Annotated in this window: 10 protein-coding genes; 1 reads left to right on the top strand and 9 read right to left on the bottom strand. The window is 70.7% G+C overall.

The genetic code is table 11. The annotated features are described in order from the left end of the window. Positions 1-26: 26 nt before the first annotated feature. The 6 genes from ACVN9Z_RS22410 to ACVN9Z_RS22385 form a co-directional block, all read right to left on the bottom strand. On the bottom strand, positions 27-2624 hold the full coding sequence (locus tag ACVN9Z_RS22410; protein WP_458212649.1) for a PEP/pyruvate-binding domain-containing protein: 2598 nt from the start codon (positions 2622-2624) through the stop codon (positions 27-29). Beyond that, entirely contained in the window at positions 2621-3262 is a 642-nt protein-coding gene (locus ACVN9Z_RS22405) for a TetR/AcrR family transcriptional regulator (protein WP_020927871.1), read from the bottom strand. The genes ACVN9Z_RS22410 and ACVN9Z_RS22405 overlap by 4 nt, the downstream gene beginning before the upstream one ends. Positions 3263-3354: 92 nt before the next feature. Next, entirely contained in the window at positions 3355-4512 is a 1158-nt protein-coding gene (locus tag ACVN9Z_RS22400; RefSeq protein WP_054496974.1) for an NAD(P)H-dependent flavin oxidoreductase, read from the bottom strand. A 183-nt stretch (positions 4513-4695) separates the two neighbouring features. After that, positions 4696-6084 (bottom strand): tripartite tricarboxylate transporter permease, encoded by a 1389-nt coding sequence (locus tag ACVN9Z_RS22395; protein WP_020927869.1) that lies wholly within the window; start codon positions 6082-6084, stop codon positions 4696-4698. Beyond that, positions 6081-6554 (bottom strand): hypothetical protein, encoded by a 474-nt coding sequence (locus ACVN9Z_RS22390; protein ID WP_047990889.1) that lies wholly within the window; start codon positions 6552-6554, stop codon positions 6081-6083. The genes ACVN9Z_RS22395 and ACVN9Z_RS22390 overlap by 4 nt, the downstream gene beginning before the upstream one ends. Positions 6555-6648: 94 nt before the next feature. After that, the gene (locus ACVN9Z_RS22385; RefSeq protein WP_458212648.1) at positions 6649-7938 is read right to left on the bottom strand and encodes a hydroxymethylglutaryl-CoA reductase, degradative; all 1290 of its coding nucleotides are present in this window, start codon (positions 7936-7938) and stop codon (positions 6649-6651) included. A gap of 140 nt (positions 7939-8078) precedes the next feature. On the opposite strand from ACVN9Z_RS22385, the gene ACVN9Z_RS22380 reads away from it, so the two are divergent. Beyond that, positions 8079-9509, top strand: a complete 1431-nt coding sequence (locus tag ACVN9Z_RS22380) for an aminotransferase-like domain-containing protein (protein ID WP_006384247.1) — start codon at positions 8079-8081, stop codon at positions 9507-9509. On the opposite strand, the gene ACVN9Z_RS22375 is transcribed toward ACVN9Z_RS22380, so the two are convergent. The 3 genes from ACVN9Z_RS22375 to ACVN9Z_RS22365 all read right to left on the bottom strand — a co-directional run bounded on the left by ACVN9Z_RS22375 (position 9500) and on the right by ACVN9Z_RS22365 (position 12504). Beyond that, positions 9500-10291: an anaerobic ribonucleoside-triphosphate reductase activating protein gene (locus ACVN9Z_RS22375; protein WP_020927865.1), complete on the bottom strand. Its 792-nt coding sequence runs from the start codon at positions 10289-10291 to the stop codon at positions 9500-9502. The genes ACVN9Z_RS22380 and ACVN9Z_RS22375 overlap by 10 nt on opposite strands. Then, positions 10257-10439, bottom strand: coding sequence for an anaerobic ribonucleoside-triphosphate reductase (gene nrdD, locus ACVN9Z_RS22370; RefSeq protein WP_006395259.1), 183 nt, complete (start codon positions 10437-10439; stop codon positions 10257-10259). The genes ACVN9Z_RS22375 and nrdD overlap by 35 nt, the downstream gene beginning before the upstream one ends. A gap of 64 nt (positions 10440-10503) precedes the next feature. Next, positions 10504-12504, bottom strand: a complete 2001-nt coding sequence (locus ACVN9Z_RS22365) for a ribonucleoside triphosphate reductase (RefSeq protein WP_026384258.1) — start codon at positions 12502-12504, stop codon at positions 10504-10506. Positions 12505-12602 lie beyond the last annotated feature (98 nt).

Raw genomic sequence — 12602 nt, 5'->3', positions numbered from 1 at the left:
CCGACGCCGCCCGGCGGCGACCTCCGCTAAGGCTGCCGAGGCCGCGGCGGGCCGCCGTCGGGGGTTGCCGCGCCGGCGGGTGCCGGCAGGCGCCGCACCGTGCCTCGCGCGGCGTCGACCTCCAGCCAGTCGCCGCTGGCCACCTGGCGCAGGATGCCCTGCACGTTGACCACGGTCGGTATGCCGAACTCGCGCGCGACGATGGCGCCGTGCGACAGGTAGCCGCCGGCCTCCATGACCACTGCTCCGGCGCGCAGGAACAGCGGCGTCCAGGCCGGATCGGTGGAGGGCGCCACCAGGATGGCGCCGGCCGGCATCGCCAGCGCCGCGTGCGGATCCTGGGCGACGAAGGCGGGGCCCTGCGCCCGGCCGCTGGCGACCGGCGTGCCGCGCCAGGAGGCGTTGCCACCGACCGGCGCGGCGGGCGCGACCACCGGGGGCGCCTCGCCGTATTCGACGATCACGTCGCGATCGGGCGCTTCGGCCCACGCCGCCAGGCGCGCGCACCGGTCGGCGGCGCGGCGCGCGGCGGCCGCGGGGGCGAGACGGCCCGCGGCGAGCGCGAAGATCTCTTCGGCGGTCAGGTGGAAGATGTCGTCGGCGGCCCCCAGGCCGTCCGCGCCACGCATGCGCGTGCCCAGCTCCAGCGCGCTGCGGCGCGCCGCCGCCAGGTACGCCACCAGCACGCTGCGCGCGGCTTCGCGCTGGGCGCCTTCACGGCGCGCGGCCGCCAACAGCTTCGCGGCCAGCGGACGTTGCCACCAGGGCAGGGCGGCGCGCACGGCGTGCCATGCCTCGCGCGCGGCCCGTTCCTGGCGGGCGCGCAGCGCCGCGGGGTCGGCGCCGATCAGGTTCAGCACGCTGTCCAGCAGGTAGTCGGGCGCTTCGCGCCAGCGCGGATTGCGCAGATAGGTTTCGTACACCGCGCGATGGCCGTAGCGCCCCAGGAAATCCGCCAGCGCCTGGCGGAAGGCGCTGTCCGGCGGCAGGCGCCTGGCCCAGGCGGCGCCATCGCGGCCCGGCTCGCGTAGCCAGGCCAGGGTGTGCGGTTCGCGCGCCGCCCGTTGCGCCAGCGCCATCAGGTCATAGCTTTGGGACGCCGTCACGCTGGGTTCGCCGCCGGCCATCAGCGCTGCGGTCAGCGCATGGCCTTGGCCGGGACGGGCGCGTTCCACCCATTCCAGCAGTTTGGACAGGGCGCCGCCGCCCGAGCCTTGCAGGAAGAACAGGTCGTCGGCGGCGGCCACGGTGCGGAATTGCTCCAGCAGGCGCGCGCCCAGCGCCGCGCTGTCGGCCGGCGGCGTTTCATCCAGCCAGGCCCGCGCCCGCGCGAACTGGCGCGGCAGGTCGGCGTCGGCGCGGCGCCGCAGCGGCCCGGCCCGGCGCAGGTAGCGCAGCATGCGCAGTGCGTGGCGCCAGCGCTGCGCCAGGCCGGGCGCGGGCACCTGGATCTCGGGCTGCGGGCCGCCCAGCAGCGCGTTCATGGCGCTCGGGGCGATGCCGAGCGCATCGTGGCCGACCCACTGGATCACGGAGGCGTCCAGGTAGACGCGGCCGTCGAACATTGCCGCCAGGCGCGCGCCCGGCAGCGTGCGGTAGCCGCTCAGTTCGAAGCCGCGAGTCAGCATGCGCTCGGCCATCAGGCGGCCGCCGTCCCATTCCAGCGCGGACATGGGCAAAGGCAGCACTTCGCGGGTATTGCCGCGCGACCAGTAGGAAGGTTGCGATTGCAGGCCGGGGTAGGTGTGGCGCGCCATGGCGGTGACGGGCCGGGCCTGCACGATCCAGAAATCCTGGCCGTCGTGGACCCATTCCAGGTCGTAAGGGGCGCCGGAATAGTCCAGGGCGCGGGCGGCGTCGCGCGCCAGGGCGGCCAGCGCGTCCACCTGCGCGGGCCTCAGGACGGGCTGCGCTGCCCGCGCCGCCGACTGCTCCCCCAGTTGTGTGCCGCCGCCGGCAGCGGGCAGGGTGGCGCGGCGTTTGGCGCCGATGCGTTGGCGGGCCAGGAGCCAGGCCAATTGACGGGCATCCGCGTGCAAGTGGTATTCGTCACCCTCGGCCTGGCCGCCCACCAGGGATTCGCCCAGGCCCCAGTTGGCGTGGATCACCATGCGATCGAGGCGGCCGCCGAGCGGGTCGCAGGTGAAGGCGATGCCGGAGGACGTGGCGGGCAGCAGGGGCATGACCACCACGGCCATGGGGCGTTCTTCGGCTTGCAGGCCGAGGCGCTGGCGGTAGGCGTCCGCCTGCGGCGACCAGGCCGAGTCCCAGATGTGTCGCACGGCGTCGACGGCCGCCGCCGCGCCGCGCACGTTCAGGCACGACAGATGGATGCCGGCGAACGATGCGGTGCGCGCGTCTTCCTGGGGCGACGAGGAGCGCAGCGCCAGGGGCAGGTCGAGCCAGCCGCGCTGGCGCAGGGCCTCGTGCAGCGCCTGCGCCAGCGCGTCGGCCACGGGCTCGCCGGGGCGTCGCGCGAGGCTGGCGGACGCCGCCAGCACGAAGCCCGGCGGCACCGGAACCCCGAGTTGCGCCATGCGCGCCAACTGCCAGCCCTTGCCGCCCGCGCCCGCGACGCCAGCCTCGCGGGCGGCGGTCCAGTCCAGGATGGCCGCGGTGGTCACGCGGCGCTCCCGGATGGCGCCGCGCCTTGCAGGAACAATGAAAGCAGCGCATCGAATTCGCGCCGCAGGCTGGCGCCGGGCAGGTCGAGCCAGCGCAGCAGCGCGCCCAGGTGCAGGAACTGCAGTTGGTGCGTGAGCAGGTCGGCAGGCAGGTCGGCACGCAATTGGCCCGCCTGCTGCCCTTGCGTGATGAGGCTGTGGAACAGCGTCTGCAAGCCGCTGCGCGGCGAGCGGCCGTCGCCCTGGGCGTCGGGGCGCAGGGTCGACAGGCGGTAGCGCAGGTAGGGCCCGAGATAGGCGCGGTTGGCTTCGGACCAATGCGCGGAGGCGTGCAGGACACGCCTGAGCCGCGCGGCAAAGCCGGGCACCGCGCGCAGCCTGGGCAGCAGGTCCACCATGCTGGCGGCCAGCTCGGCGTGGAAGCGGTGCGCCAGCAGGGCTTCCTTGACCGGGAAATGGTTGTACAGCGTGCCCTTGGAAACATCCGCCTGGGCCGCGATCTGTTCCATGGTGACGACCTCGTAGCCCAGGGTCTCGAACAGGCGGTAGGCGGTCTGGGCCAGATGGTCCAGCGTCTGCTGGCGCTTGCGCTCGCGCAGGCCGGGGGCGGGGGAGTCGTGCGGATCGGCGAGGGACATGGGGCGGGAAATTATTGAACGAAAAATAAGATTATACGTCGTTCAATAATTTTCCCGACCCCGTATGAAGGGGGCAGCCACGGGCCGGCCGGTCAGGCCGCCGTCGGCATCCTGCCGTTCAGCAGGTAGTCCATCAGCTCGCGCACGCTGCGCATGGCGTCGCCGAACGGCAGCTTGGAGGCGCCCCGGAAGAACAGGCCGCGACTGACTTCGCCGCGCATGGCGGCGGCCAGCTTCAGGTCGATGCAGAACTGGCCGAAGCGCGCGATGCCGTCGCGCAGTCCGCACTGCGTCAGGCAGTCCATGCGCTGGCTGCAGCGGCGCGCGTCGCAGCGGGTGTTTTCCTGCAGCGTCTTTTCCTGGCGCAGGTAGCGCGTCAGCCAGGGCGTCGGCACGGCGCGGGCCGGCAGGCCGGCGACGCTGGTGAATTCGGCCAGATTGTCGGGATCGGCTTCCATCAGCACGCGCTTGAAATTCTCGTGCGCGTCGCCTTCCCGGGTCACGGCGAAGGCCGTGCCGACCTGCACGCCGTCGGCGCCGTTGCCGAGCCAGTGGCGTACCTGTTCATGGCTGCCGACGCCGCCGGCCACGATGAGGCGCGGGGCGTCGCGGCCCAGTTGCAGGTCCTGGAACAGCTGGCGGCATTCGGCCAGCACGCGCTTGAAGTCGAAGCGTTCATCGTGGATGTCGTCCAGGCGGGCCGCGCCCAGGTGGCCGCCAGCGTAGCCGGGGTGCTCGATGACCACGGCGTCGGCCATGCGGCCTTTCTTCATCCATTTCTTCAGCACCGCCGCCACGCCGCGCGCTTCGGACAGGATCGGCACCAGGGCCACCTTGGGATAGTCGGCGGTCATGTCGGGCAGGTCCAGCGGCAGGCCGGCGCCCATGACGATGGCCTGGGCGCCGCTTTCGCAGGCCTGGCGCACCAGCGCGGGATGGTCGCGCACCGCCTTCATGACGTTCACGGCCACCACGCCGCGCCCCTGCGCGGTGTCGAGCGCGGCGCGCACTTCACGGTCCAGGGCCACCAGGTTGGCGTTGTCGATCTGCTCGCGGTCGCGGCAGTCCTCGGTCTGCTCGATCAGGTCCGGATGGTGATGGCGCAAGTCCACACTGGCAATGGTGCCGACCGCGTTCTGGCTGGCGACCGCGCCGGCCAGGCGATGGGCGGATACGCCGACGCCCATGCCGCCCTGGACGATGGGCAGCAATTCGCGTCCGGCGAGTGTGAGGGATTTGAACCACGTCATGAAATGGGAGCCTTTATTGGGAACAGTGGCTCCGAGGCTAGAGCAAGGCATGCCGCGCCGCCTTGCGCGGGATCAAGCGGGCGGGGGAAAGCGGGGGGGATGAAGGCGCCGCGCCCGGACGCGGTCGCCGCGAAAGCAAAAAAGGGGCGGAGCACGGCGGCTCCGCCCCTTGCCGCCGGTGAATCACGCCACCAGCTTGACCAGCGCCGGCACCGTCAGCACGGCGGTGTAGTAGCCCATGAACTGCACGCCGGTGTTGAAGCCGAACAGGCGCGACAGCAGGCCGCCGAACAGGCCCATGGTCAGGATCACCAGCAGGCCCAGGAACTGGCCTTCCCACACGCTGATCACGATGATCAGGCCGACGAAGGTGGCGATGATGGCCTCGTGGCTGACCTTGCGCGACACGAACAGCGCGGCGCGGCGCGCGAAGTTCATGGCGAACGGATACGACACGATCGCCGCCAGCAGCACCGCCAGCATGCCGTAGCCCAGGAACTCCCAGTGGTTCAGCAGGTTGTGCAGGTTGTGGGTCTGGCCGCTGGCCGCGTCCACCGTGAAGCGCGGCGGGGCGTTGAACAGCGGCGCGGCCGGACCGGCGGCCACCGGGCTGAGCGGCAGGCCGAAAGCGATCAGCGGGATCAGGGCCTCGGCGATGTAGGTGGCCTCGGTGACGCCGTTGCGCGCGCTCAGCACCGTGGTCAGGCGGTGATAGGCATGCTTGACGCGCGAGCCCACCAGTTCGCCCAGCACCACCGTCATCGCCACCGGGCTGAACACGAAGGTGGCGCTGGAGATGGTGGCGGTGGCCAGGGTCCAGCGGGTCTGGATGCGATCCATCACCTTGAGCGGGTTGGGGAAGTAGCCCGACCAGCCCTTGACGTCCGGCGCCAGCGAGAACGTGCGCACCTTGTCGCGCATCATTTTGGCGCGGCCCTGCGGCGCGATCACGGTGAACAGGTCGGCGATCAGCGGGCCGATGGCGATGCCCAGGAAGTAGCTGATGCTGAGCTTGACGCCGTACTTGGCGGTCAGGCTCTGCAGCGCCACGATCACCACCACGAAAGGCACCAGCAGCGCCACCGCGGCCCAGCGGCCGGCCGAGAAATAGGCGATCAGCACCGCCGCGGCCAGGAAGATCCACGGCGCCGACTTGGTGATGGCGCCGCCGAACGGCGCCAGCAGCACGGCGAACAGCACCGCCAGCGGCACCGCCACGAAGGCGGCGACGATGGCGCCCGACACCATCTTGCGCAGCGCGATGTGCGGCACGCCCAGCTTGCGCAGCATGTTGGCGTCCTGCAGCAGCGGCGTGGCGAGCGTGTCGCCGGGAATGCCCAGCAGCGCCGTCGGCACCGCGTGGGTCATGTGCTTGGCCACCGCGCCGGCCAGGAAGAAGGTGAAGACGCCGGCCGGCGGCACGCCCAGCAGCACCACCAGCAGCGTCAGCGGCGCCAGCGTGGTGGTCTCGTCGGTGCCGGACACCAGGCCGATGGCGGCGAACACCACCGCGCCCAGAAGGCCCATGCCGGCGGCCACCATGATCTGTTCAAGCAACACGGGATCGCTCATGCCGGCACCTCTTCACGCACGTTGCGCGGTTGGGCCTGTGGCGCCGGCGCCGCGGCGGGCGCGGCGAACAGCTCGTACAGGTCCAGTTCCTTCAGCTCCTTGACCACCGCGGGCGGCAGGTCCGCCAGCGTGCCCAGGCCGCCCGGTTGCGCGGCCAGTTCGGCCAGCACCTCGGCGCGCCAGGCCGGATCGTGCGAGGCGCTGTGCTCGACCACTTCGCGCTTGGGCGGGAACAGGCGGGCGCAGATCACGCCCGCCAGCACGCAGCCGGCCAGGCCGGCCAGCATGGCGTAGGCGTGCGCCAGTTCGGGCGAGGCGACCTTGTCGCGCAGCCAGCCGCTGGCGGCGTAGAAGCCGGCCACGCTGACGGCGATGCCGATGGCGATGGCCCACGCCAGGTGGCGCAGGTCGACCGTGTCGTTCCATACTTCGGCCAGGCGTCCGGCGGACGCCTTGCTGTCTCTTTCCATGTCTGTCTCCTTGATGGACGGGCGGCGCGGGAGGTTCCCGGCGCCGCCTCTGTTCTTGTGCGGCCGGCGTGCCTGCGCCGGCCGTTCCGCGCCGTCAGGCCGGTTTCCGCAGTTCCTCCAGCAGCGCCAGCGCGCGGTCGGCGCGCACGTCCTTTTCCTCGGCCATGCGGCGGGCCAATTGGTCGACCTCGGCGCCCACCGCGCCCACCGTCAGCGCGATGTTGCGCGCGTGCAGCGCCATGTGGCCGCGCTGGATGCCCTCGGTGGCCAGCGCCCGCAGCGCGCCCAGGTTCTGCGCCAGGCCCACGGCCACGGCGATCTCGCCCAGTTCCTGGGCCGAGCGCACCGCCATGATCTTGAGCGCCAGCCGCGCCAGCGGATGGGTCTTGGTGGCGCCGCCCACCAGGCCCACCGGCATCGGCATTTCCAGCGTGCCGACCAGGGCGCCGCTGGCGTCCTTTTCCCAATGCGTCAGCGAGGTGTAGCGGCCGTCGCGGCAGGCGTAGGCATGGGCGCCGGCCTCGACCGCGCGCCAATCGTTGCCGGTGGCGACGATGACCGGGTCGATGCCGTTCATGATGCCCTTGTTGTGGGTGGCGGCGCGGTACGGGTCGGTGGCGGCGAACACGTAGGCGTCCAGCACGCCCTCGATGATCTCGGCGCCGCTGCGGTCCTTTGTGTCGAGCGTTTGCGGCGTCAGGCGCACGCGGGCCCGCGACAGGCGCAGGTCGGCCAGGTTGGACAGGATGCGCAGCCGCACCGTGCCGCCGGTGATCTCTCCGACCAGCGGCGCCACGGCCTCGGCCATGGTGTTGACGGTGTTGGCGCCCATGGCGTCGCGCACGTCGACGATCAGGTGCAGCACCAGCATCGGGCCGCGCGGCGTGTCGGCGAACACGTGCGCCTCGATGTCCTGGCAGCCGCCGCCCAGGCCGATCAGCACCTGGTCGCGGCTGTTGGCCAGCTTGACGATGCGCTCGCGTTCGCGCAGCAGGGCCACGCGCGCGCCGTGCGGATCGGTCAGGCCCAGCACCTGCACCTGGGCGCGCATCAGCGGCCGGGTGCTGGAGGTTTCGAAGCCGCCGTTCTCGCGCGCCAGCTTGGCCATGAACGAGGCGGCCGCCACCACCGACGGTTCTTCCACCGCCATCGGCACCAGCACGTCGCGGCCGTTGACCTGGAAGTTGCCGGCCACGCCCAGCGGCAGCTCGAAGGCGCCGATGACGTTCTCGATCATGCCGTCGGCGCGGTCCAGGCCCAGCGCGCCCGGTTCGGCCAGTTGCTGGCGTTCCTCGGGCGTCAGGCCGGCCGCGTCGGCGATGGCGGCGAGGCGTTGGGCGGGGGTGAGGGCGCGGAAGTTGGGCAGGCGTGAATCGGCCACCATGGCATGTGTCTCCATCGGAAATCTAAGAATTGGGTGGCCAGATTCTAGGTAAACTGTACCGGCATTCAGAGGTACAGTTTGGGCGAACAGTACCATCGCACTGCACCAATTTTCGACTTTTTCCCGCTGGAAACCACGCCGTGGACGCCGATAACTCCCCGGGCCGCGCCCCGCGCGCCGCGCCCATCGCCGAAAGCCTGGCGCGCCTGATCGGGCGCCAGATCGCCGAGGGCGTCTACCGCCCGGGCGATAAATTGCCATCGCTGCGCGAGCTGGCGCAATTGCACCGCTACGCCAAGAACACCGTGGTGGTGGCGTTCGAGATGCTGGTGGCGCGCGGGCTGGTGGAACCGCGCCGCGGCTCGGGCTTCTACGTGCTCGATACCGGTCCGGCGCGGCGCGCCGCCGACGAGGAGCCGGGCCAGTTGAGCCGCGCCATGGACATCGTCTGGCTGATGCGCGAGCAGCTCAAGACCCAACCAGACGCCATCGCCGCCGGCGACGGTTTCCCGCCGGTGGAATGGCTGGCCGACATGCGCATGGACCGCTATCACCAGAAGGTGGTGCGCACCGGCCTGGGCACGCTGTTCCGCTATGGCAGCCGTTTCGGCTACGCGCCGCTGCGCGAGAGCCTGGTGCGCAAGCTGGGCGACGTCGGCATCAGCGCGGCGCCGTCGCAACTGGTGTTGACGCACGGCGCCAACGAGGCCATGGACCTGGTGATCCGCTATTTCCTGCCGCCGGGCGCGGCGGCGCTGGTGGACGATCCGGGCTACTACCCGCTGTTCGGCAAGCTCAAGCTGGCGGGCGTGCGCATGCTGGGCGTGCCGCGCCTGGCGGACGGGCCTGACCTGGCGGCGCTGGAGGCCTTGTTGCAGCGCGAGAAGCCGCGCCTCTTTTTCACCCAGTCGCTGGCGCACAATCCCACCGGTTCGGACATCTCGCCGGCCAAGGCCTACAAGCTGCTGCAGCTGTCCGAGCGCTACAACCTGATCGTGGTGGAGAACGACCCGCTGGCCGACTTCAAGCCGACCTCGGCGGTGCGGCTGTCGGCGCTGGATCAGCTGGAACGCACGGTCTACATCGGCAGTTTCTCGAAGTCGTTCTCGGCGGCCTTGCGGGTCGGCTTCATCGCCTGCGGCGCGGGCCTGGCCAGCGATCTGGCGGACCTGAAGGCGCTGGTGCACGTCAGCAGTTCGGAATACTGCGAGCGCATGGTCGACGTGATGCTGCGCGACGGCCACTACGAACGCCATCTGGTGCGCCTGCGCCAGCGGCTGGAGGCGGCCACCGGCGACGCGCTGCGGGTGCTGGATTCGCTGGGCGCCGAGGTCTACGCGCGGCCCACCAGCTCGCTGTACCTGTGGTCGGCGTTTCCGGGCGTGGACAATTCGCTGGCGCTGGCCCAGGACCTGATGCCCGAGAAGGTCATCATGGCGCCGGGCCGGGTGTTCAGCGTCGACCCGACCGCCGTGTCGCCGTGGTCGCGCTGCAATGTGGGCGCGGTGGCGTCGCCGCGCTTTCACGCGGCGCTGGCGGCGCGCCTGGGACGCGCCAGCGCTCAGCGGTAGGCGAATTCCTCGAACCAGCCGCGCAGCAAAGCCTGTGCCTGCGTGCCCAGCAGCCGCGCCGGCGGCGTGCTGGGGCAGCTGCGCGCGCCCTGCACCGCGAAGCGCTTGACGCCGCGCCGCGCCAGTTCGCGCGCCAATCCCAGCAACCGGGTCTCGTCGAGCCAGTCGGGATGCCAGGTGATGCGGCATTCGAAATCCACGCCGGCCGTCAGCAACTGCGTCAGGCAGGCCTGCGCCGGGCGGTGCGAATCGCGCCGGCCGGTGATGTCGTCATAGCCCTGCGCGTCGGCCTTGATGTCCAGGCCGACCCAGTCCAGGTAGCGCAGCACGTCGGCCAGCCGCAGCGGATAGATGCCGGCCGTGTGCAGGCCGATGCGATAGCCCATGCGCCGCGCCTCGCGGATCATCGACGGCAGGCGCGGCTCGCTCAGCGGTTCGCCGCCGGAGAACACCACGGCGTCCAGCAGCCCCTGGCGGTTGTCGAGGAAGGCGCGCACGTCGCGCCAGTCGTAGCGCGCGTTGCGCGTCTGCAGTTCGGGGTTGTGGCAGTAGTGGCAGCGCCACGGACAGCCGGCGATGAAGATGACGGCGGCCAGCGTGCCGGGCCAGTCCACGGTGGAAAACGGCGTCAGCCCGCCCACCGCCGGGGAATGGCGCGGCAGCGGCTGGGCCGCCGGCCGCGGCGGCGCGGCATAGGCCATGCGCGGTGGGTGGCGGGCGGGGGCGGCCTTGCGGCCGCCGGCCGCTTCAGGCACGTTGTTCGACGAAGAAGCGGCGTTCATTGAATTCGCCTTGTTTGCCGGTATTGAAGGAAGACACGGGGCGGTGGTAGCCCATGACGCGGGTCCAGACTTCGCAGCGCACGCGCTGGCTGTCGTCCAGGCGCAGCGCCTGCGGGGCGGCGGCTTCGGGAGAGATCACGGTTTGCATAACGGCTCCTTGGGGAAAGGCCGGGCGGGGATCGCCCGGGGAAAAAAGCGGTCGACAGCGGCGGTCAGGCCGGCGCGCAGCAAGACGCCTGCCTGGCCAGCAATTCGGCGTCGCACTTCGGGCAGAACTCGTGGTGCCCGGCCAGATAGCCGTGGTTCGGGCAGATCGAGAACGTCGGCGTGACGGTGATGTACGGCAGCCGGAAATTCGACAGCGCGCGCCGCACCAGTTCCTTGCACGCGCTGGCCGACGACACGGCCTCGTTCATGTACAGATGCAGCACGGTGCCGCCGGTGTACTTGCCCTGCAGCGACTCCTGCAGGGCCAGCGCCTCGAACGGATCGTCGGTGTGGCCCACCGGCAGCTGGCTGGAGTTGGTGTAGTAGGGCTGGGCCTCGGTGCCCGCCTGCAGGATGCCGGGGTAGCGCTTGCGGTCTTCGCGGGCGAAGCGGTAGGTGGTGCCTTCGGCGGGCGTGGCCTCCAGGTTGTAGAGGTGCCCGGTCTCTTCCTGGAACTCGGTCATGCGCGCCCGCACCCGATCCAGCAGGCGCACCGCCAGCGCATGGCCGGCCGGCGTGGTGACGTCCTCGGCGTCGCCGCTGAAGTTGCGGATCATCTCGTTGATGCCGTTCACGCCCAGCGTGCTGAAGTGGTTGCGCAGCGTGCCGAGGTAGCGCCGCGTGTACGGGTACAGCCCCTGGTCGATGTAGCGCTGCACCACCTTGCGCTTGGTTTCCAGCACGTCGCGGCCCAGGCCCAGCAGGTGATCCAGGCGCGCCATCAGCGCTGCCTCGTCGCCGCGGCAGGTGTGGCCCAGGCGGGCGCAGTTGACGGTCACCACGCCCACCGAGCCGGTCTGCTCGGCCGAGCCGAACAGGCCGTTGCCGCGCTTGAGCAGCTCGCGCAGGTCCAGCTGCAGGCGGCAGCACATGGAGCGCACCATGTGCGGCTCCAGATCGGAATTGAGGAAGTTCTGGAAGTACGGCAGGCCGTAGCGCGCGGTCATCTCGAACAGGCGCTCGGTGTTGGGATGGTCCCAGTCGAAGTCAGGCGTGATGTTGTAGGTGGGAATCGGGAAGGTGAACACGCGCCCCTTGGCGTCGCCGGCCATCATCACCTCGATGTAGGCGCGGTTGATCATGTCCATCTCGGCCTGCAGGTCGCCATAGGCGAACGGCATTTCCTCGCCGCCGACGTAGGGGATCTGCTCCTTCAGGTCGGCCGGGCAGGTCCAGTCGAAGGTCAGGTTGGTGAACGGCGTCTGCGTGCCCCAGCGGCTCGGCACGTTCAGGTTGTAGATCAGTTCCTGCATGCTTTGCTTGACCTCGGCGTAGGTCATCGCGTCGCGCCGGATGAAGGGCGCCATGTAGGTGTCGAACGAGCTGAAGGCCTGGGCGCCGGCCCATTCGTTCTGCAGCGTGCCCAGGAAGTTGACGATCTGGCCGATGGCCGCCGACATGTGGCGCGGCGGCGTGGCCTCGATCTTGCCAGGGATGCCATTGAAGCCTTCGGTCAGCAGCTGGCGCAGCGACCAGCCGGCGCAATAGCCGCTGAGCATGTCCAGGTCGTGGATGTGGATGTCGCCGTCGCGGTGGGCCTGGCCGGCCTCGGGGGTGAAGACGTTGGACAGCCAGTAGTTGGCGGTGACCTTGCCGGCCACGTTCAGGATCAGCCCGCCCAGGCTGTAGCCCTGGTTGGCGTTGGCGTTGACGCGCCAGTCGCGCTGTTCCAGGTATTCCTCCATGGCGCTTTCCACGTCCACCAGGGTGTGGCGCAGCGCGCGCAGGCGGGCGTGTTGTTCGCGGTAGACGATGTAGGCGCGGGCGGTGCGCCAGTAGCCGGCCTTGACCAGCGTTTCCTCGACCTGGTTCTGGATGGTCTCCACGCCGGGGCAGACGTTGCCTTCGGCGGCCAGCGCCTCGATCACCGCGCCGGTCAGCGCCTGCGCGACGTCGGCGTCCAGTTCTCCGGTGCCGCGGCCGGCGGCGGCGATGGCCGCGGCGATCTTGTCGCGGTCGAATGCGACGACCCGGCCGTCGCGCTTGAGGATGTGTTGGAGTTGCATCGCTGACACCATATGTTGTGGGGTAGGAAAACTCTACCACCACCTATGGTGTCGAAAGCCCGGCTATCGAGGCGTTTGTCGGCTTGTCTTGATGCCGG

The sequence above is a fragment of the Achromobacter sp. KK8 genome (genome assembly GCF_054188005.1).
The sequence above is the reverse complement of the archived record's forward strand: the minus strand, read 5'-3'. Positions and strand labels throughout refer to the sequence as shown.

Bases quoted from the DNA above. Each gene is read 5' to 3' on its own strand.
- ACVN9Z_RS22405 (WP_020927871.1), bottom strand. From the start codon at position 3,262: ATGTCCCTCGCCGATCCGCACGACTCCCCCGCCCCCGGCCTGCGCGAG.
- ACVN9Z_RS22400 (WP_054496974.1), bottom strand. From the start codon at position 4,512: ATGACGTGGTTCAAATCCCTCACACTCGCCGGACGCGAATTGCTGCCC.
- ACVN9Z_RS22395 (WP_020927869.1), bottom strand. From the start codon at position 6,084: ATGAGCGATCCCGTGTTGCTTGAACAGATCATGGTGGCCGCCGGCATG.
- ACVN9Z_RS22390 (WP_047990889.1), bottom strand. From the start codon at position 6,554: ATGGAAAGAGACAGCAAGGCGTCCGCCGGACGCCTGGCCGAAGTATGG.
- ACVN9Z_RS22385 (WP_458212648.1), bottom strand. From the start codon at position 7,938: ATGGTGGCCGATTCACGCCTGCCCAACTTCCGCGCCCTCACCCCCGCC.
- ACVN9Z_RS22375 (WP_020927865.1), bottom strand. From the start codon at position 10,291: ATGAACGCCGCTTCTTCGTCGAACAACGTGCCTGAAGCGGCCGGCGGC.
- nrdD (WP_006395259.1), bottom strand. From the start codon at position 10,439: ATGCAAACCGTGATCTCTCCCGAAGCCGCCGCCCCGCAGGCGCTGCGC.
- ACVN9Z_RS22365 (WP_026384258.1), bottom strand. From the start codon at position 12,504: ATGCAACTCCAACACATCCTCAAGCGCGACGGCCGGGTCGTCGCATTC.